Here is an 18,327-nt window from a genome sequence, read left to right as displayed (position 1 = left end):
GCGTGTCAGGTGCCCGGTGCGGGCCTTTCCGGGCACCGGGCATACGCTGCGGGAAGGCGCACGAACGGCACGAGGGAGCGGCGCAGTGGCAGCACCGGACGGACAAACGCGGGAGCCCCAGGAGGCCGCCCCGGTCAGGCCGCGGGTCGGCCACATTCAGTTCCTGAACTGCGTCCCCCTTTATTGGGGCCTCGCCAGGACCGGCAATCTGCTGGATCTCGACCTCACCAAGGACACCCCGGAGAAGCTGAGCGACCAGCTCGTCGACGGCTCGCTGGACATCGGGCCGATCACCTGCGTGGAGTACCTGCGCAACGCCGACGACCTGCTGGTCCTGCCCGGCATCGCGGTCGGCAGCGACGGCCCGGTGATGTCCTGCCTCATCGTCAGCAAGGTGCCGCTCGCCGAGCTGGACGGCCGCCGGGTCGCCCTCGGCTCCACCAGCCGCACCTCCGTCCGGCTCGCCCGACTGCTGCTGGAGGAGCGTGAGGGCGTCCGCCCGGACTACTTCAGCTGCCCGCCCGACCTGAGCTCGATGCTCGCCGAGGCCGACGCCGCCGTCCTGATCGGCGACCCGGCGCTGCGCGCCTACCTCGGGCAGGCCGCCGACCTCGGGCTGACCGTCCACGACCTCGGCGAGATGTGGAAGGAGTGGACCGGCCTGCCGTTCGTCTTCGCCGTCTGGGCCGTGCGCCGCGAGTTCGCCGAGCGCCGGCCGGACCTGACGGCGGCCGTGCACCGGGCCTTCCTGGAGTCCCGCGACCTGTCGCTGGTCGAGGCCGCCAAGGTCGCCGAACAGGCCGCCCGCTGGGAGGCCTTCGGGGCGGACGTGCTGGAGCGGTACTTCAGCGAGGCCCTCGACTTCTCGCTCGGCGAGCGGCAGTTGGCCGGCGTCGCCGAGTTCGCCCGGCGGGTGGCGCACGACAGCGGCTTCGCGCCCGACGTCGCGGTGCGGCTGCTGGAGTCGGCGGCGCCGGGGTCGGTGGTGCCGGGGTCGCCGGTGCTGGAGCCGGTGCTGGAGCCGGCGGTGCTGCCGGTCGGCTGAGCGCGGGGCGGCCCCCGCCCGGTACGGTCTGCTCCCGGGCACGTCGTGCGGGCCGACCGCCGGACGCGCCCGGGGCGGCGGACGCGGCCGGACGGCCGCGCGCCCACGGCGCGAGGGGAGCGTGGCGGGCATGCGGGCACTGGGGTCGGACGACCCGCGGCAAGTGGGCGCCTACCGGCTGCTGCGGCGGCTCGGCGCGGGCGGCATGGGCCGCGTCTACCTCGGCCGGACGGCGGGCGGACGCACCGTGGCCGTCAAGGTGGTGCGCGGCGAACTCGCGGACGACGCCGAGTTCCGCGCCCGCTTCCGGCAGGAGGTGGCCGCCGCCCGGCGGGTCGGCGGCGCCTGGACCGCACCCGTCCTGGACGCGGACACCGAGGGCGAGCACCCCTGGGTCGCCACCGGCTACGTGGCCGGTCCGGCGCTCGGCGACGCCGTCCGGGACTTCGGGCCGCTGCCCGAGCCGGCCGTGCGCGCCCTCGGCGTCGGGCTCGCCGAGGCGCTCGCCCACGTCCACGGGCTCGGCCTGGTGCACCGCGACGTCAAACCGTCCAACGTGCTGCTGACCCTGGACGGTCCGCGGCTGATCGACTTCGGGATCGCCCGCGCGCTCGACGCGACCAGCGGCTTCACCCGGTCCGGGTACGTGGTCGGCTCGCCCGGCTTCATGCCGCCCGAGCAGGCGAACGGGCAGGCCGTCGGGCCGGCCGGCGACGTCTTCTCGCTCGGCGCCGTCCTCGCCTTCGCCGCCACCGGGGTGCACCCCTTCGGCGAGGGGGTGAGCGCCGCCGTCCTGCTCTACCGGGTGCTGCACGAGGAACCGGACGTCGCCGACCTGGCCGGGCCGCTGCGCACGCTCGTCCTCGACTGCCTGGCCAAGGACCCGGCCGCCCGCCCCACCCCGGGTGCGCTCCGGGCCGCGCTGGACCCGGACGGCACGGCCACCGCCCGGCTGGGGCAGGGCGGTTGGCTGCCGCCGGCACTGGCGGCGGCGGTGGGGCGCGGTGCGGTGGGGCTGCTGGATCTGGAGGGGGACGGGGCTTCGTCGGTCGGGGTTCCGGTGGCGGGCGGGGCTTCGCCGGTGGTCGGGGCGGCGGCCGCGGAGTCGCCGGTGGGGCGGACACCGACGCTGGTGCCGGGTGTGGGTGTGGGCGCGGGCGGGGGTACGGGCGAGGCTGTGAAGCCCGGGCGGCGGCGGCCGGGGCGGGCCGGGCTCGTGGTGGCGGTGGTGCTCGCGCTGCTGGCGCTCGGGGGCGGCGGGTACGGGGTGTACGCGTGGCTGCACCGGGCGGATCCGGGGCCGGGGGTGGTCGCCGGGCCGACGGCGCCCACGGGGGACGGCGGTTCCGGGAGCGCGGGGCCGAGGCCGGCGCCGTCCCCGACCGCCGCCGACCGCACCTCCGCCGCCCCGTCGCCCGGGACGGGCAGCGGGACGGGCGGGCCGAGCGTGGTGCCGGCCGGGTTCCTGGGCACCTGGCGCGGGGACATGGTCACGGACAAGGGCGTGCCCGCCGGCACCACCACGCTCACCATCGGTCCGGCCGCGATCGGCCAGGAGAACACCACCAGCCGCAACGCCCTCACCGGCCTGATCCCGCTGAGCTGCGAGGGCGCCTGGACGCTCAGGTCGGTGTCCGACACCAAGCTCGTGTTCGCCTCCCGGCTGGTCCGCTCCTCGCTGCCCGGCGCCTGCACCGGCGGCGCGAACGCCGAGACGCTCACCCTGCAGGGCGACGGCACGATCCGCTTCAGCTCCGCCGACCCGGCGGCCGGAAACCCGGTCGGCACCCTGCGCAAGGTCGACGGGGCAGCGGGCTGACGCGGACGCCGGAAAGGCCTGGCGTAGGCTGGTTCGGCCGTACCCGGGCGCCCGTCGTCCGGGGTCCGGCAGCGCCGAGAACAGCAGTATCCGAGAGAGAGAAGGCCGCCAGGTGACCGAGCTCGCAGCGACCACCCTCGATGCGCCCAGCACCGACCTGCAGGCCGTGCTCGACCGGGCCGCCGGCGGTGGCCGGATCACCCCGGAGGAGGCGCTGGAGCTGTACCGCTCGGCGCCGCTGCACGCGCTCGGCTCCGCCGCCGACGCGGTGCGCCGCCGCCGCTACGCCGGTACCGAGCACATCGCGACGTACATCATCGAGCGCAACATCAACTACACCAACGTGTGCGTGACGGCGTGCAAGTTCTGCGCCTTCTACGTGCCGCCGAAGAGCGACAAGGGCTGGTCCCGCGAGCTCGACGAGATCCTGCGCCGCTGCGCCGAGACCGTCGAACTGGGCGGCACCCAGATCATGTTCCAGGGCGGCCACCACCCGGACTACGGGGTGGAGTACTACGAGCGCGCGTTCGCGGCGATCAAGGCGGACTTCCCGCAGCTGGTGATCCACTCCCTGGGCGCCTCCGAGGTCGAGCACATGTCCCGGATCTCGGGCGTCTCGATCGAGGAGGCCATCACCCGGATCCACCGGGCCGGCCTGGACTCCTTCGCCGGCGCCGGCGCCGAACTGCTGCCCGAGCGGCCGCGCAAGGCGATCGCCCCGCTCAAGGAGTCCGGCGAGCGCTGGCTGGAGATCATGGAGGTCTCGCACGGCCTCGGCGTGGAGTCCACCTCCACCATGCTGATGGGCACCGGCGAGACCAACGCCGAGCGGATCGAGCACCTGCGGATGATCCGCGACGTGCAGGACCGCACCGGCGGCTTCCGGGCCTTCATCCCGTACACCTACCAGCCGCAGAACAACCACCTGAAGGGCTCGACGCAGGCCACCGTCTTCGAGTACCTGCGGATGATCGCGATCGCCCGCCTGTTCCTCGACAACGTCGCCCACATCCAGGGCTCCTGGCTCACCACCGGCAAGGAGGCCGGCCAGCTGTCGCTGCACTACGGCGCGGACGACCTCGGCTCGGTCATGCTGGAGGAGAACGTGGTCTCGGCGGCCGGCGCCAAGCACCGTTCCAACCTCACCGAGCTGATCCACCTCATCCGGGCCGCCGACCGCGTCCCGGCGCAGCGCTCGACCACGTACGAGCACCTGCGGGTGCTGGACGACCCGGCGAACGACCCGGTGGACCCGCGGGTCGCCTCGCACATCGCCTCCACCGCGATCGAGGGCGGCACCGCGCACCCCGAGCTGAAGATCCTGGACAACTGAGGCCAGGGCCACCGCCGTGCTGACCCTGCACCGGGCGGCCCTGGTGCTGCCCGACCCGGCCGACCCCGCCGCCCCGTCCCTCCCGGACGGGGCGGTGCTGGTGCGCGGCGACCGGATCGAGGCCGTCGGGCCGTACCGGGAGCTGGCCGCCGCGCACCCGCAGGCGCGGCTGCGGGACTGGGGCGCCGCCGTGCTCACCCCCGGGCTGCGCAACCCGTACGGGCACCGGCTGTTGGAGCGCGACTACCACCCGGACCCGCGCGAGGAGGTCGGCGTCGAGCCGGTGGCGGGCGGGCTGGTCGGCTCGGTTGATGACGCCCGGTGCGGGGCGAGCGCCCGGCGCGGGCTGCAGCGGATGCTCGGCTTCGGGGTGACGGCGGTGGCCGGGCCGTTCGAGCGGGCAGCGGTGCGGACGGCGGTGGCGCGCTCCGGGCTGGTCGTGCTGCCGGGCGCCCCGGACGAGGGGGACGCCGGGGACGGCCCGCTGGACCCGTTGGCGGTGCTGCCGTTCGCGGCGGCCGTGCACGGGCGGGTGGCGGCGGGCGGCCGGGCCGACTTCGTGGTGTTCCCCGCTGTTGGGGAGGGCTTCGCCGTGCCGCTGCCGGGCGGCTGCCTGGCCGCCGTGCTGGGCGGGCGGCTGGTGTACCGGCGGCGCTGAGCGGGACCGGCGCGGGTGCGGCGTACTCGCCGGTAGCCGGACTTCCTTGCGGCGTACGCGACTTCCTTCGTGTGCCGCCGAACTCCGGTGTCCACCCGGCGGGGTGATTCCCCCTTCGCCGTGACCTGAGGGCCCGCCAGCGGATACGATCCCGGACAGCTCACTCCGTACCCTCACCACATCACCGCCCGTGCCCGCGGGTGGCGGGGCCACGTCCCAGGCCCCGACGGCAAGCCAGGACAGGAACCATGCGATCCGCGACCGTTCCCCCGCCGCGATCCCCGCGGATGGGCCGTGGTTGGTACCTCGCCGCCGTGCTCAGCGCCGTGCTGGCCGTCGGCATGTGCCTGCTCGGTTGGCGCCAGGCCGACCAGGCCGACCGGATCGGCGCCCACCCGGTGAGAGCCGAGGGCGTCGTCACCCAGCTCCCCACCGGCGGCGGCTCCTACAGCGCCGTCAGCTACCGGGCCGGCGGCCAGTCCCACACCGCCGCCGCGCTGCCGCTCGCCGACGGCGCCAAGATCGGCGACCAGGTCTGCCTGGAGCACGCCGCCGACGACCCGGGCGCGGTGCGGATCTGCGGCGACACCTACCCGCAGCCGGTCGGTATCGGCCTGGCCCGCTTCAGCGTGCCGGTCGCGGTCGGGATGTTCGTGATCTGCGTGCTGCGGATCCGGCGGCACCGGCGGGCCCTGGCGGTCCGCGCCGGGCAGGGCCGGCTGGCCGCCACCGTCGCGCTGGCGACCGGGGCGCTGGCCGACGGGATGCCCGCGATAACCCACGGCAAGCGCTCCCGGCGCCGACGGCGCGCGGGCGGTCGGCGCGCGCAGCACTGACGGGGGCGGCCGGGCTGACGGGCCCGTTCGGACGGGTGGGCCCACCCGGGCCGGCCGGCCCGTCCGGCGGGTGCCGGACGTGCCCGGCGTGCCCCCTTGGTCCGGGCGCCGGCGCGAGGGTGAACAATGGGGGCGTGACCCGAGCCTCTCTGGACAAGCAGCCGCACGAAGTCGCCGCCATGTTCGACGACGTCGCGGCCAAGTACGACCGCACCAACGACGTGCTGTCCCTCGGCCAGGCCCGTGCCTGGCGCCGGGCGGTGGCCGAGGCGGTGGCCGCCGGACCGGGGGACCTCGTGCTCGACCTCGGGGCCGGTACCGGCACCTCCTCGCTGCCCTTCGCCGAGGCCGGCGCGCAGGTCGTCCCGTGCGACTTCTCCGTCGGCATGCTCGTCGAGGGCAAGAGCCGCCACCCCGAACTGGCGCTCACCGCCGGCGACGCCACCCGGCTGCCGTTCGCGGACGACACCTTCGACTCGGTGACGATCTCCTTCGCGCTGCGCAACGTCCAGGACACCGACGCGGCGCTGCGCGAGATGCAGCGGGTCACCAAGCCCGGCGGCAAGCTGGTGATCTGCGAGTTCTCCACCCCGACCTGGACGCCGTTCCGGACGGTCTACACCGAGTACCTGATGCGCGCCCTGCCGCCGGTCGCCACCGCGGTCAGCAGCAACCCGGACGCGTACGTGTACCTCGCCGAGTCCATCCGGGCCTGGCCCGACCAGGCCGGGCTGGCCGCCCGGCTGCAGGAGAGCGGCTGGTCCAAGGTCGCCTGGCGCAACCTCACCGGCGGCATCGTCGCGCTGCACCGGGCGTACAAGCTCGGGTAGCGGGCGGACAGGCCCGGGCGGCGGGGGCGCGGGGGCGGCCGGTGCGGTGGGGGGCGCGGGTGCGGCCGGTGCGGCCGGTGCGGTGGGGGACCGGTGGGGTGGGGGCGCGGTCGTTTCCGGCGGCGGGGACGGAACTAGACTGCCGGAGACAAAAGCAGCCGTCCCCCAGCCGCAGCTCCAGGAGAGTGTCCACCGTGTCCGAGACCGCAGCCGATCTGACGAAGCCGGACAGCCCGATCGAGAGTACGGCCGACGTCATCGTGGTCGGCGCGGGCCCGGCCGGGTCCACCACCGCGTACTACCTCGCCCAGGCCGGGCTGGACGTGCTGCTGCTGGAGAAGACCGCGTTCCCGCGCGAGAAGGTCTGCGGTGACGGTCTGACCCCGCGCGCCACCAAGCAGCTGGTGGACATGGGCATCGACGTCTCCACCGAGAACGGCTGGCTGCACAACAAGGGCCTGCGCATCATCGGCGGCGGCGTCCGGCTGGAGCTGGACTGGCCCGAGCTGTCCGCCTTCCCCGACTACGGCCTGGTCCGCAAGCGCGCCGACTTCGACGAGCTGCTGGCCCGTCAGGCCGAGAAGGCCGGCGCCCGGCTCTACGAGCGCTGCAACGTCAGCGGGCCGGTCCTGGACGACCGCACCGGCCGGATCGTCGGTGTCACCGCCAAGCTCGGTGACGAGAAGCGGCCGGTCACCTTCCGCGCCCCGCTGGTGGTCGCCGCCGACGGCAACTCCACCCGGCTCTCCCTCGCCATGGGCCTGCACCGCCGCGAGGACCGCCCGATGGGCGTCGCCTACCGGACGTACTTCACCTCGCCGCGCCACGACGACGACTACCTGGAGTCCTGGCTGGAGCTGTGGGACACCCGCGGTGGCCAGCGCAGGCAGCTGCCCGGGTACGGCTGGGTCTTCGGCATGGGCGACGGCACCTCCAACGTCGGCCTCGGCATCCTCAACTCCTCGCCCGCGTTCGGCGAACTCGACTGGCGCGAGGTGCTCAAGGCCTGGTGCGCCGGCATGCCGGAGGAGTGGGGCTACACCCCCGAGAACATGACCGACCCGATCCGCGGCGCCGCGCTGCCGATGGCCTTCAACCGGCAGCCGCACTACACCCGCGGCCTGCTGCTCGTCGGCGACGCGGGCGGCATGGTCAACCCGTTCAACGGCGAGGGCATCGCCTACGCGATGGAATCCGGTCAGATCGTCGCCGGCGTCATCGTCCAGGCCCACGCCCGGGTCACCGCGACCGGACGCGAGCGCGCCCTGCAGGGCTACCCGCGCATCCTCAAGGACGTCTACGGCGGCTACTACACGATGGGCCGCGCCTTCGTGAAGCTCATCGGCAACCCCAAGGTGATGCAGCTCGCCACCCAGCGGGGCCTCACCCACCCGATGCTGATGCGCTTCACCCTCAAGATGCTCGCCAACCTCACCGACCCGCAGGGCGGCGACGCGATGGACCGCATCATCAACGGCCTCGCGAAGGTCGCGCCGAACGCCTAGGGCTTCTTCTCCGTCTCCTTCGTCTTCTCTGTCTCCTCCTTTTCCTCCGCCGTCTTCCGCTCCCGGTCCGCCGGGTGGCGGGAGGCGGCGGAGCGCTGTTCGACGTAGGCGAGGCGGTCGGCGAAGACCCGGGCCGCGTCGGGGGTGAGCGTCCGGAGGGCGACGAGGGCGGAGAAGACGACGTCGCAGAGTTCGTGCTGGACGTCCTCCCAGCTGTGGGTGACGCCCTTGCGCGGGTTCTGGCCGGTGGCGCCGATCACCGCGGCGCCGACCTCGCCGACCTCCTCGGAGAGCTTGAGGATCCGCAGCAGGCGTTCCTCCCGGGGCGACTGCGTGCTCTCCTCGTCGAGCCACGCGACCAGGTGGTCGACGCTCTCCCAGATCCGGCTGTCCATGTGCGCTGCTCCCGTGCGGTGTCGTTGGTGCTGTCACCGTACGGGAGCAGCGGCGGGCGGCGGTCGGCCGGTCAGTGGGCGCGGGAGCCCGGCCGACGGGGTGGGCCTTCGGTCAGTGGGTGCTGATCTTCACGTGGCGGATGTTCACGGGGAGGTTGGGGAAGCCGTCGCCGGGGTTGTTCTGGTCGTCCTCGCCGCCGGCGGCGATCTTCTGCAGCACGTCCAGGCCCGCCGTGACCCGGCCGAACGGGGTGTAGGCGGGGGAGAGCTTGGTGTCCTTCCAGACGAAGAAGAACTGGCTGCCGTTGGTGTTCGGACCGGCGTTGGCCATCGCCACGGTCCCGGCCGGGTAGGTGGCGCCGGTCAGGTTCTCGTCTGGGAAGGAGTAGCCGGGGCCGCCGCTGCCGGTGCCGGTCGGGTCGCCGCACTGCAGGACGTAGAGCCGCTGGGTGGTGAGGCGGTGGCAGTGGCTGCGGTCGAAGTAGTCGTGCTCGGCGAGGAAGCGGAACGAGAAGGTGGTGCAGGGTGCCTTGTCGGTCAACGCCTGGAAGGTGATCGCGCCCTGGCTGGTGCGCAGGGTGGCGCGGTAGGGCTGGGAGGCCTTCTTGGCGTCGAAGACCGGGATGCCCTTGAAGTTGTCGGCCGGCACCGCGGGGGTGTAGGTGCAGGCGGGCGCGGGGGGCGGGGTGTCCGCGACGGCGGTGCCGGCGCTCGCCGTGAGCGGGAGGACGGTGGCGACGGCGAGCAGGGCCGCCCAGGGTGCGCGCTTCACGTGACTTGCCTTCCGAGGGGTGGTGGACGGCGGGGTTGGCATGGCGCCATCATCCACGCCGGGGCGGCGATCCGGTAGGGGGCGGTGGGGATCGGGTTCCATCGGGCGGGCGGAGGGGCGGGAGCGTCAGGAGGCTTTCCGGGGGCCGGGGTTGGCGGGCGGTGCGGGGTTGGCGGTCGGTGCGGGGTTGGTGGGCGGTGCGGGGTTGGTGGGCGGTGCGGGGTCGGCGGGCGGTGCGGTGGTGAAGAGTCCGGCGCGGGCGGCCAGCGCGGCGGCGTCGGCGGCGCGTTCGGCGGTGTGGGCGTCCAGCGGCTCGCCGGTGACGAACAGTCGGTAGTAGAGCGGGGCGGTGGCGGCCCGGACCACCTCGGCGCCGTCCGTCCCGGCGGGCAACTCGCCGCGGGCGACCGCTCGTTCGGACACCTCGGCGGCCTGGCGGTGGCGGGCGGCGAAGAAGGCGCGCAGGGCGGCCGCGCCGGCGTCGGAGCGCTGGGCGGCGAGGATCAGCGCGGTGGGGGTGGCGCCCAGGTCGGGGTCGGTGAAGACGGTGAACACCTCCCGGGTGATCCGGCGTAGGTCCTCGCGGAGGTCGCCAGTGTCGGGCAGCGGCCAGGGCTGGTCGGCCGAGGCGGTCAGGGCGTCCGCGACCAAGCCGTCCACCCCGGTCCACCGCCGGTACAACGTCGCCTTGTGGACGCCGGAGCGGGTCGCGACCGCCTCGACGGTGAGGCTGTCGTACCCCTTCTCGGCGACCTCGGCGAGGGTGGCGGCGACCACCTCTGCCCTGACCCGGGCGCTGCGGCCGCCGGGGCGCGGGGTCGGGGTGCGGGGCTCGGGGTGGGGGTTTTCGGGGGTGTGCGTGCGGGCGTTCTCGGAGGTGTTCGCGGAAGTGTTCCCGTTCAAAGTCGACTCCAGTCGCATTAATGCTTGCTGTGGCGAGGTGGCCGTGCCATGCTCATCGTAATGCGACTTTAGTCGCGTTACGAGAGGAGTCCGCATGACCTCCACCGCCATTCCCGATCCCACCGCCCTGCACCCGCTCGCCGGCCACGACCGGGTGGTCCTGCTGCGCCCGCTCGTCACCGACCCGCGGATCGAGGTCGGCGCGTACACCTACTTCGACGACCCCGACGGGGCCACCCGCTTCGAGCAGCGCAACGTCCTCTACGCCTACGGGCCCGAGCGGCTGGTGATCGGCAAGTACTGCGCGATCGCCACCGGAACCCGCTTCCTGATGGCCGGCGCCGCCCACCCGACCATCGGTGTGTCCACCTTCCCGTTCACGATGTTCGGCGGCGACTGGACCGAGCGGACCCTCGACATCGTCACGGGCCTGCCCAGCCGGGGCGACACCGTGATCGGCAACGACGTCTGGTTCGGCCACGGCGCCACCGTCCTGCCCGGTGTCCGGATCGGCGACGGCGCGATCATTGCGGCCGGCGCGATGGTCTCTGCCGACGTCGATCCGTACACCATCGTCGGTGGCAACCCGGGCCGCCCGATCCGGCGCCGCTTCGAGGACGCCGACGTCGAGCGACTGCTCCGCGCGGCCTGGTGGGACTGGCCGGTGGAACTCGTCACCGAGCACGTCCGCGCCATCATGTCCGGGGCCCCGGCGGACATCGAGGAGATCGCTGCGGCGAACGGCCTGCTCGGCGGCTGACCGCCGGACCCGGAAGGGCATTGATCGCGGACGGGCCGGTGCGCGAAGATGGCGCCCTCCTGCTCCACGCTCCGCCCCGTCGACAGCCGGGCCTTCCGCCCGGCTCCAGGGTCCGTCCGACGCCGTACGGTACTCGCGCCCGCCGGTTCCGTACGCTCGGAGGGATCTGACCCATGCGTGCCCCGTTGTCCATGTCCTCGTCCTCCTCGGTCCTTCGCGATCTGCCGGTCCTGCTCGTGGCGGTGGTGTGGGGATCGAGCTTCCTCGCCGTCCAGCGGGTGGCAGGGCCCGGGACGGCCGTGGCGATGCTGGTCCTGCGGTTCGGGCTGGTGCTGCCGCTGCTGGGGGCGGTCGCCTGGCCGGCGCTCCGGCGGCTGAGCCGTGCCGAGTGGCTCGGCGGCGGCGCGCTGGGGCTGGTGCTCAGCGGGATCTTCCTGCTGGAGACCTACGGCGCCGTGCACACCTCCGCCACCAATGCGGGGCTGATCATCAGCCTGGCGATGGTGTTCACACCGCTCGGCGAGAGCGCCCTCGGCCGGACGGCGCCGCCGCGGGCCTTCCTCGCGGCCGCGGGGCTGGCCGTGCTCGGCGTCGCCCTGCTCACCGGGGACGGCGGGCTGCGTCCTCCTTCCCTCGGAGACCTGCTGGTCCTGGGTGCCGCCCTGGTCCGTTCGGCCTTCGTCCTGGCGACGGCCCGCGTCCGGGCCGTCCGCGACACCGGCATGCTTGCTCTGACCTGGGTCCAACTCGCTGTTGCCACCGCCGTGTTCGCGGTCGTCGCGGCGGTCGTGGGGCCGTCGCCGTGGACTCTCGCCAGCTCGTACGGGCCCGGCCAGTGGGCCTGGCTGCTGCATCTGTCCCTGTTCTGCACGCTGTTCGCCTTCTTCGTCCAGATGTGGGCCGTCCGCGCCACCTCGCCGTCCCGGGTGAGCCTGCTGCTCGGCACCGAGCCGCTGTGGGCTGCCGTCTTCGGCATCACCATCGCCGGGAACCGGATGGGCCCGCTCGCCCTGGTCGGCGGAGCCCTGGTGCTGGTCGCGACCGAGTGGGGCCGCCGCACCGCCCCGGCTCCGTGCCAGGCCGAGGCCGAGGCCGAAGCCGCGGACCGGGAGTCGGAGCCCGCCCCGGCGTGACACGCCACGGTGGTCACCTGCGCCGCAGGGTGCGTCGGGCGTAGTCGACGGTGACCACGCCGAGCAGCGGACCCCAGGCGACCAGCGGCAGGTAGGCGAGGGTCATCACCAGGCCGGCGATGCCGTGCGGGGAGTCCGCCTCCGCCATGTTCCGGCTCCAGCCGCCGGTCAGCGCGGCTATCCCGAGCGTGGTCAGAATCGCCGAGCCCAGTGCGGCCGGAACGATCGCCGCGAGCGGCCGGACCGCCCGGCCGCCGATCAGCGGGATCCAGCGAGGCGCCACCCGCCCCCAGGGCCGGACCAGCCCGACGGTCAGGAAGGCCAACGCCTCGGCCAGGGCGCTCAGCACCACGACGTAGACCGTGCCCCAGCCCGGCTGGTGCTCGGCGTACCGCGCGGCCGTGGCGCCAGTGAAACCGACCGGGACGCCGAAGCCGAACGCGATCCGCCACAGCCCCGAGGGCACGGTCGTCAGGACGGTGGCCCTGGCGGCGAGCTCGGCCCATCGCGGCGCGGGCGGGACGGCCGGGACGGCCGAGGGGGTCGGACGAGTGGTGGTCCGGGCCTTGATCATGATCTTCGACATGGGGGTGAACTCCCTTCGCGGTCGGCCCATCCGGCCGCTTCGATGGCTCAAGCCTGACCGCTGCGGCCGATCCGCGACAGCTGCCGATCGGGCTGTTCTCCCTGCTCAACAGGCCTCTGAAATATGCCGATCGGCACAAGCGAGCAGCCGGCGACCCGTCGTAACGTGGCGGCAGTCGAAAGGAGGAGATGGCGATGAGTCAGCTGCTGGCGGTGGTCGTTCCGGCCACCCTCCTGCTGGTGCCCATGGCGCGCAGGCGCCGAGGGGCCGCGGTCGCGACCGCGGCGGTCGGGGCGATGTCGTCGGCGGTCACGATCGCCGTCTGGCTCGCCGGCCGCTGGACGGAGTCGGACCGGTGGCCCGGGGTGCTCGGCCTGGCCGAACTGGCCGCGCTGCTGCTGGCGGTGGTCCTCCTGCTGCGCGCGGAGGACGGCCCGCGGTGCGCGGCGGCGGCCTGGACGGCCTGTGGTGCGGTCGCGCTCTGGCCGTCCCGCTTCCAGGCGATCGACGGGCCCGGAGACGTGCTCACCCTCTTCGGTTTCGGGTCGATGCTGGCCCTGCCGGCCGTTCTGATCGGGCTTTATCTGCGCGGCCTGGACGCGGGGCGGCACAGGGCGGTCGCCGAGGCACGGCGTGCCCAGCGGCTCGAACTGGCCCACGACCTGCACGACTTCGTGGCGCATGACGTCAGCGGCATGGTCGCCCAGGCCCAGGCCGGGGCCTATCTGGCAGCCATCGACCCGGCCCGGGCGGTCGAGATGTTCGAGCGGATAGAGCAGGCCGGGCAGCGGGCCCTGGCCTCGCTGGACCGGACGGTTCAACTGCTGCGCACAGAGGAGGGGACTGGGCGCGGACCGCAGCAGGGGCTGGCCGAACTCGTCGAGTTGGTCGAGCGGTTCACCGCCTCGGGCGCCGCCGAGGTCCGGCTGGAGCTCCCGGAGGAGCCAGTACCTCGGGAGGTGGAGGGCACGGTTCACCGGGTCGTTGTCGAGGCCCTGACCAACGTCCGGCGTCACGCCCCGGGCGTACGGCAGGTCGAGGTCAGGGCGCGCTGCACCGGTGGGTGGCTGGAGTTGCTGGTGGTGAATGACGGCCTCGCCCCTGGTGCAGGTGGGCGCCCGCGCCGGGGCGGCGGCAGCGGACTACCGGGGCTGGCGGCCCGGGTGGAGGCGCTCGGGGGCACGTTGGCAGCGGGTGCGGACGGCCAGGATGCCTGGCAGGTGACGGTGAGGCTGCCGTTGGAGCGGCAGGAGGGAAACGAGACGCGAGAAGCGCAGCGGGTGGAGGAGGCAGGGGAGGAACGGGAGATGCAGGGGAGACCGGTCCGATGAGGACCAGCACAGAGGAAGGGTGGAGATGAGGGGCAGCACGGGCCCGATTCGGATCCTGGTCGCCGACGACCAGGCGGATGTCCGCAGCGCGTTCCGGATGATCTTGGACGTCCAGCCGGACATGGCCGTGGTGGCGGAGGCAGCGGACGGAGTCGCAGCGGTGGAGGAGGCCCGACGGCTTCGACCGGACGTCGTGCTCGCGGACATCCGGATGCCAAGGCTCGACGGTCTGGAGGTCACAAGACAGTTGGCCGGGGAGTGCAAGGTGATCGTGGTGACCACCTTCGACCTGGACGAGTACGTGCACACGGCCCTGCGGCACGGTGCGGCCGGGTTCCTACTGAAGCGCTCTGGGCCGGTGCTGCTGGTCGAGGCGGTCCGCGCGGCGATGGCGGGGGACGCGTTGATCAGCCCGCAGGTCACCGTCAGGTTGCTGCGGCACATGGCGGCGCCGGCGGGCGACCGGAGGGCCGGCGCCGGGCCTGTGGCACCGGCGCCGCTGAAGGCCGGTCCGGTTGAGGAGCTGACCGCGCGAGAAAGGGAGATCGCCGAACTGGTGGCGGACGGCGCGACGAACGCCGAGATCGGAGCGGGGCTGTTCATCTCACCGGGGACGGTGAAGAACCACCTCGCCAACGTCCAGCGCAAGCTCGGTGCCCGTAACCGGGTGGGCATCGCGGCCTGGGTCTGGGAGAAGGCGGCTGGTAGCCGGTAACCGGCCCCAGCGCACGGAGATCGGGGCGCCGCGCCCTGGGTCAGGCATGACCCAGCGCCGGAGAGGGGCGGGCGGGTGGCGGGTGGCGGGTGGCGGGTGGGGAGGGGGGAGGGGGGAGACCCCCTCCGAGCAGCACCTCGCGCGCTTGTGAACGAAGGGTCAAGCGGGCGTTCGGAACCGCGCCACCCCTCAGGGTGAGCCGCTATAACACGTCAACATGACGCCAGAAAATTTGCTCCCGGCGAAGCATAGTTGATATAGGAGCGCGGCTCTGACCAGCCGCTTCACAAGTAAATGCGACCGGTTGTGACCATTTGACTTCTTTGCGTTGACAATTCTGGGCATGTTCATATTCGACACGGTTCTCATCGTGTCGTAGATCACAAAGATGACGTTGAACTGCGTGTCGCAGATCACAAGCCGACGGGCATAGGATGCGCTCGTTCCAGGCTTTGTGAACTGCCTCACATGAGGTGGATCCCGGGAACCGGAACGCGGGTTCACCTCAGTGTGACCCGCCGGTTCCGATCTGCAGTCAAGGACGACTGGACGGAGGGAGCGGGGGCTATGAATGCCTACGCGCCGATCCTCGTACTCGGTGCCATCGCGGCGGCGTTCGCGGTCGGCTCCGTCGTGATGGCCTCACTCACCGGCCCCAAGCGCTACAACCGGGCCAAGTTGGAGGCGTACGAGTGCGGCATCGAGCCGACCCCGCAGCCCGTGGGCGGCGGTCGGTTCCCGATCAAGTACTACCTGACGGCGATGCTCTTCATCGTCTTCGACATCGAGATCGTCTTTCTCTACCCCTGGGCGGTGACCTTCGACGCCCTGGGGATCTTCGGGTTGGTCGAGATGCTCCTGTTCATCGCCACCGTCTTCGTCGCGTACGCCTACGTGTGGCGCCGCGGCGGTCTGGAGTGGGACTGAACGCGGGGTGGCCGCCGCCTTTGTGAACGAGCGGACAAGCCCGAACGGGCCGGCCGCACCACAGGACTTGAGGGCTTCTTGAGGGCATTGAGAGGGATCTGATGGGAATCGAGGAGAAGCTGCCGAGCGGCTTTCTGCTCACGACCGTGGAGACGGCCGCCGGCTGGGTGCGCAAGGCGTCACTCTTCCCGGCCACCTTCGGTCTGGCCTGCTGCGCGATCGAGATGATGACCACCGGCGCCGGCCGCTACGACCTGGCCCGGTTCGGCATGGAGGTGTTCCGGGGCTCCCCCCGGCAGGCCGATCTGATGATCGTGGCGGGGCGGGTGAGCCAGAAGATGGCCCCGGTGCTGCGCCAGGTGTACGACCAGATGGCCAACCCGAAGTGGGTCATCTCGATGGGCGTCTGCGCCTCCTCGGGCGGGATGTTCAACAACTACGCGATCGTGCAGGGCGTCGACCACATCGTCCCGGTGGACATCTACCTGCCCGGCTGCCCGCCCCGCCCGGAGATGCTGATGGACGCCATCCTAAAGCTGCACGACAAGATCCAGCACGAGCCGCTGGGCGCGAACCGGCGCCGGGCCGAGGAGCTCGGCGAGGCGCTCGCCCTCCGGGCCACCCCGGTCAGCGAGATGCGGGGGCAGCTGCGATGAGCGAACAGCTACCCGAGACCCGCGGCGAGGAGTCGGTCCGCGAGCGGCCGGTCCGCGAGATCCCGGTCGAGGTGGTCGGCCGCCGGCAGGGCATGTTCGGCGCCCAGGGCAGCGGCGACACCTCCGGCTTCGGCGGCCTGGCCGCGCCGATCGTGCTGCCCGGCCCGAGCGCCCGGCCGTACGGCGGCTGGTTCGACGAGGTCGCCGACGAGCTGGAGGGCGCCCTGGAGGAGCAGGGCCTGGACCCGGCCGAGGTGATCGAGAAGACCGTCGTCGACCGCGGCGAGCTCACCTTCCACATCGACCGCGCCCACCTGCTCAGGACCGCCCGCACCCTGCGCGACGACCCGGCGCTGCGCTTCGAGCTGTGCCTGGGCGTGAGCGGCGTGCACTACCCCGCCGACCAGGGCCGCGAACTGCACGCGGTCTACCACCTGCGCTCGATCACCCACGGACGGCTGATCCGGGTGGAGGTCACCGCGCCGGACGCCGACCCGCGGATCCCCTCGGTGGTGAGCGTCTACCCGACCAACGACTGGCACGAGCGCGAGGCCTACGACTTCTTCGGCCTGGTCTTCGACGGCCACCCGGCGCTCACCCGGATCATGATGCCGGACGACTGGCTGGGCCACCCGCAGCGCAAGGACTACCCGCTCGGCGGCATCCCCGTCGAGTACAAGGGCGCCCAGATCCCGGCACCCGACCAGCGGAGGTCGTACAGCTGATGACTACTCAGCATCACGAAGAGACCGAGCGGACAGACGCCAAGCGGACAGGGGCCGAGCAGGCGGAGGCCGAGCGGGCGGAGGCCCGGGACACCACCGAGGGCCGGGTCTTCACGGTCACCGGCGGCGACTGGGGCGAGGTGGTCGAGGCGGTCGGCCGGGCCGACGACGAGCGCATCATCGTCAACATGGGCCCCCAGCACCCGTCCACCCACGGCGTGCTGCGGCTGATCCTGGAGATCGACGGCGAGACGGTGAAGGAGGCCCGCTGCGGCATCGGCTACCTCCACACCGGCATCGAGAAGAACATGGAGTTCCGCAACTGGGTCCAGGGCACCACCTTCGTGACCCGGATGGACTACCTGACCCCGCTGTTCAACGAGACCGCGTACTGCCTGGCCGTGGAGAAGCTGCTCGGCATCACCGGCGACGTCCCGGACCGGGCCAACGTCATCCGGGTCCTGATGATGGAGCTCAACCGGATCGCCTCGCACCTGGTCTGCCTGGCCACCGGTGGCATGGAGATCGGCTCCACCACCCTGATGATCTACGGCTTCCGCGACCGCGAGCTGATCCTGGACGTCTTCGAGCTGGTCACCGGCCTGCGCATGAACCACGCGTACGTGCGCCCCGGCGGACTCGCCCAGGACCTCCCGCCCGGCGCCGTCGACCAGATCCGCGAGTGCGTGAAGACGCTCCGCTCCCGGATGCACGAGTACGACAAACTCGCCACCGGCAACCCGGTGTTCAAGGCCCGCCTGGTCGACGTCGGCTTCCTCGACCTGCCCGGCTGCCTGGCCCTCGGCGCCACCGGCCCGATCCTGCGCGCCACCGGCCTGCCGCACGACCTGCGCAAGACCGACCCGTACTGCGGCTACGAGGACTACGACTTCGAGGTCGTGACCGCCGACAGCGCCGACTCCTACGGCCGCTTCCTGATCCGTCTGGAGGAGATGCGGCAGTCGCTGCGGATCGTCGAGCAGTGCCTGGACCGGCTGCGCCCGGGCCCGGTCATGGTGGCCGACAAGAAGATCGCCTGGCCCGCCCAACTCTCCGTCGGCCCCGACGGGATGGGCAACTCGCTCGACCACATCCGCAAGATCATGGGCACCTCGATGGAGGCCCTGATCCACCACTTCAAGCTGGTCACCGAGGGCTTCCGGGTCCCGGTCGGCCAGGCGTACGCGGCGGTCGAGTCGCCCAAGGGCGAGCTGGGCGTGCACGTGGTCAGCGACGGCGGGACGCGCCCGTACCGGGTCCACTTCCGGGATCCGTCGTTCACCAATCTGCAGACGATGGCGGCGATGTGCGAGGGCGGCCAGGTCGCCGACGTGATCGTCGCGGTGGCCGGGATCGACCCGGTGATGGGAGGCGTGGACCGGTGACAGACGTCCAGTT

The 18,327-nt window shown here is 72.8% G+C and carries 19 protein-coding genes; 15 read left to right on the top strand and 4 right to left on the bottom strand.

Annotation, left to right across the window (positions count from 1 at the left end; genetic code table 11):
* Positions 1-85: 85 nt before the first annotated feature.
* The 7 genes from ACIOJE_RS27010 to ACIOJE_RS26980 all read left to right on the top strand — a co-directional run bounded on the left by ACIOJE_RS27010 (position 86) and on the right by ACIOJE_RS26980 (position 8,026).
* Positions 86-1,045 (top strand): menaquinone biosynthetic enzyme MqnA/MqnD family protein, encoded by a 960-nt coding sequence (locus tag ACIOJE_RS27010; protein WP_400779422.1) that lies wholly within the window; start codon positions 86-88, stop codon positions 1,043-1,045.
* A gap of 130 nt (positions 1,046-1,175) precedes the next feature.
* On the top strand, positions 1,176-2,864 hold the full coding sequence (locus ACIOJE_RS27005) for a serine/threonine-protein kinase (RefSeq protein ID WP_400779420.1): 1,689 nt from the start codon (positions 1,176-1,178) through the stop codon (positions 2,862-2,864).
* A 112-nt stretch (positions 2,865-2,976) separates the two neighbouring features.
* Positions 2,977-4,197 (top strand): cyclic dehypoxanthinyl futalosine synthase, encoded by a 1,221-nt coding sequence (gene mqnC / locus ACIOJE_RS27000; RefSeq protein WP_280678632.1) that lies wholly within the window; start codon positions 2,977-2,979, stop codon positions 4,195-4,197.
* 16 nt (positions 4,198-4,213) lie between these two features.
* Entirely contained in the window at positions 4,214-4,855 is a 642-nt protein-coding gene (locus ACIOJE_RS26995; protein ID WP_280678630.1) for an imidazolonepropionase-like domain-containing protein, read from the top strand.
* Positions 4,856-5,103: 248 nt separating this feature from the next.
* Positions 5,104-5,691: a hypothetical protein gene (locus ACIOJE_RS26990; RefSeq protein ID WP_280678628.1), complete on the top strand. Its 588-nt coding sequence runs from the start codon at positions 5,104-5,106 to the stop codon at positions 5,689-5,691.
* 134 nt (positions 5,692-5,825) lie between these two features.
* Positions 5,826-6,521, top strand: a complete 696-nt coding sequence (locus ACIOJE_RS26985; RefSeq protein ID WP_400779417.1) for a demethylmenaquinone methyltransferase — start codon at positions 5,826-5,828, stop codon at positions 6,519-6,521.
* Between the two features lie 215 nt (positions 6,522-6,736).
* A complete protein-coding gene (locus ACIOJE_RS26980) occupies positions 6,737-8,026 on the top strand; it encodes a geranylgeranyl reductase family protein (protein ID WP_280678847.1) in 1,290 nt (429 codons plus the stop codon).
* On the opposite strand, the gene ACIOJE_RS26975 is transcribed toward ACIOJE_RS26980, so the two are convergent.
* From ACIOJE_RS26975 to ACIOJE_RS26965, 3 genes are all read right to left on the bottom strand, one after another.
* Positions 8,023-8,421, bottom strand: a complete 399-nt coding sequence (locus ACIOJE_RS26975) for a MazG-like family protein (protein WP_400779415.1) — start codon at positions 8,419-8,421, stop codon at positions 8,023-8,025. The two genes, ACIOJE_RS26980 and ACIOJE_RS26975, sit on opposite strands and share 4 nt — an antisense overlap.
* A gap of 112 nt (positions 8,422-8,533) precedes the next feature.
* The gene (locus ACIOJE_RS26970) at positions 8,534-9,193 is read right to left on the bottom strand and encodes a peptidylprolyl isomerase (RefSeq protein WP_400779413.1); all 660 of its coding nucleotides are present in this window, start codon (positions 9,191-9,193) and stop codon (positions 8,534-8,536) included.
* 126 nt (positions 9,194-9,319) lie between these two features.
* The gene (locus ACIOJE_RS26965; protein ID WP_400779411.1) at positions 9,320-10,096 is read right to left on the bottom strand and encodes a TetR/AcrR family transcriptional regulator; all 777 of its coding nucleotides are present in this window, start codon (positions 10,094-10,096) and stop codon (positions 9,320-9,322) included.
* A 94-nt stretch (positions 10,097-10,190) separates the two neighbouring features.
* Between ACIOJE_RS26965 and ACIOJE_RS26960 the strand changes: the two genes are divergently transcribed.
* Together ACIOJE_RS26960 and ACIOJE_RS26955 are read left to right on the top strand one after the other, a co-directional pair.
* Entirely contained in the window at positions 10,191-10,856 is a 666-nt protein-coding gene (locus ACIOJE_RS26960) for a CatB-related O-acetyltransferase (protein WP_400779409.1), read from the top strand.
* A gap of 173 nt (positions 10,857-11,029) precedes the next feature.
* Positions 11,030-11,989, top strand: a complete 960-nt coding sequence (locus tag ACIOJE_RS26955; protein ID WP_400779407.1) for a DMT family transporter — start codon at positions 11,030-11,032, stop codon at positions 11,987-11,989.
* Between the two features lie 13 nt (positions 11,990-12,002).
* Here the strand turns inward: ACIOJE_RS26955 and ACIOJE_RS26950 are convergent, their stop codons facing one another.
* Positions 12,003-12,575 carry a hypothetical protein gene (locus tag ACIOJE_RS26950; protein WP_280678614.1) on the bottom strand — a complete coding sequence of 191 codons (573 nt, stop codon included), beginning with the start codon at positions 12,573-12,575 and terminating at the stop codon, positions 12,003-12,005.
* Between the two features lie 194 nt (positions 12,576-12,769).
* Here ACIOJE_RS26950 and ACIOJE_RS26945 point away from each other — a divergent pair, with 194 nt between their 5' ends.
* The 6 genes from ACIOJE_RS26945 (at position 12,770) to ACIOJE_RS26920 (ending at position 18,314) form a co-directional block, all read left to right on the top strand.
* Positions 12,770-13,906 (top strand): sensor histidine kinase, encoded by a 1,137-nt coding sequence (locus ACIOJE_RS26945; RefSeq protein ID WP_400779404.1) that lies wholly within the window; start codon positions 12,770-12,772, stop codon positions 13,904-13,906.
* A 25-nt stretch (positions 13,907-13,931) separates the two neighbouring features.
* Positions 13,932-14,621 carry a response regulator gene (locus tag ACIOJE_RS26940; protein WP_400779402.1) on the top strand — a complete coding sequence of 230 codons (690 nt, stop codon included), beginning with the start codon at positions 13,932-13,934 and terminating at the stop codon, positions 14,619-14,621.
* A 567-nt stretch (positions 14,622-15,188) separates the two neighbouring features.
* Positions 15,189-15,548: an NADH-quinone oxidoreductase subunit A gene (locus ACIOJE_RS26935; protein ID WP_030060100.1), complete on the top strand. Its 360-nt coding sequence runs from the start codon at positions 15,189-15,191 to the stop codon at positions 15,546-15,548.
* Between the two features lie 101 nt (positions 15,549-15,649).
* On the top strand, positions 15,650-16,204 hold the full coding sequence (locus tag ACIOJE_RS26930; protein WP_280678608.1) for an NADH-quinone oxidoreductase subunit B family protein: 555 nt from the start codon (positions 15,650-15,652) through the stop codon (positions 16,202-16,204).
* Complete coding sequence (locus tag ACIOJE_RS26925; RefSeq protein ID WP_400779400.1) at positions 16,201-16,929, top strand: NADH-quinone oxidoreductase subunit C; 729 nt, start codon at positions 16,201-16,203, stop codon at positions 16,927-16,929. The genes ACIOJE_RS26930 and ACIOJE_RS26925 overlap by 4 nt, the downstream gene beginning before the upstream one ends.
* Positions 16,929-18,314, top strand: coding sequence for an NADH-quinone oxidoreductase subunit D (locus ACIOJE_RS26920; protein ID WP_400779398.1), 1,386 nt, complete (start codon positions 16,929-16,931; stop codon positions 18,312-18,314). Before ACIOJE_RS26925 ends, ACIOJE_RS26920 begins: the two co-directional genes overlap by 1 nt.
* Positions 18,315-18,327 lie beyond the last annotated feature (13 nt).

It is taken from the genome of Kitasatospora sp. NPDC087861, assembly GCF_044742585.1.
Classification (GTDB): domain Bacteria; phylum Actinomycetota; class Actinomycetes; order Streptomycetales; family Streptomycetaceae; genus Kitasatospora.
This window is presented reverse-complemented; position numbering and strand designations above follow the sequence as displayed.

Bases quoted from the DNA above. Each gene is read 5' to 3' on its own strand.
- ACIOJE_RS26935 (WP_030060100.1), top strand. From the start codon at position 15,189: ATGAATGCCTACGCGCCGATCCTCGTACTCGGTGCCATCGCGGCGGCG.
- ACIOJE_RS26925 (WP_400779400.1), top strand. From the start codon at position 16,201: ATGAGCGAACAGCTACCCGAGACCCGCGGCGAGGAGTCGGTCCGCGAG.
- ACIOJE_RS26930 (WP_280678608.1), top strand. From the start codon at position 15,650: ATGGGAATCGAGGAGAAGCTGCCGAGCGGCTTTCTGCTCACGACCGTG.
- ACIOJE_RS26955 (WP_400779407.1), top strand. From the start codon at position 11,030: ATGCGTGCCCCGTTGTCCATGTCCTCGTCCTCCTCGGTCCTTCGCGAT.
- ACIOJE_RS26990 (WP_280678628.1), top strand. From the start codon at position 5,104: ATGCGATCCGCGACCGTTCCCCCGCCGCGATCCCCGCGGATGGGCCGT.
- ACIOJE_RS26945 (WP_400779404.1), top strand. From the start codon at position 12,770: ATGAGTCAGCTGCTGGCGGTGGTCGTTCCGGCCACCCTCCTGCTGGTG.
- ACIOJE_RS26960 (WP_400779409.1), top strand. From the start codon at position 10,191: ATGACCTCCACCGCCATTCCCGATCCCACCGCCCTGCACCCGCTCGCC.
- ACIOJE_RS26940 (WP_400779402.1), top strand. From the start codon at position 13,932: ATGAGGGGCAGCACGGGCCCGATTCGGATCCTGGTCGCCGACGACCAG.
- ACIOJE_RS26950 (WP_280678614.1), bottom strand. From the start codon at position 12,575: ATGTCGAAGATCATGATCAAGGCCCGGACCACCACTCGTCCGACCCCC.
- ACIOJE_RS26920 (WP_400779398.1), top strand. From the start codon at position 16,929: ATGACTACTCAGCATCACGAAGAGACCGAGCGGACAGACGCCAAGCGG.
- ACIOJE_RS27005 (WP_400779420.1), top strand. From the start codon at position 1,176: ATGCGGGCACTGGGGTCGGACGACCCGCGGCAAGTGGGCGCCTACCGG.
- ACIOJE_RS26975 (WP_400779415.1), bottom strand. From the start codon at position 8,421: ATGGACAGCCGGATCTGGGAGAGCGTCGACCACCTGGTCGCGTGGCTC.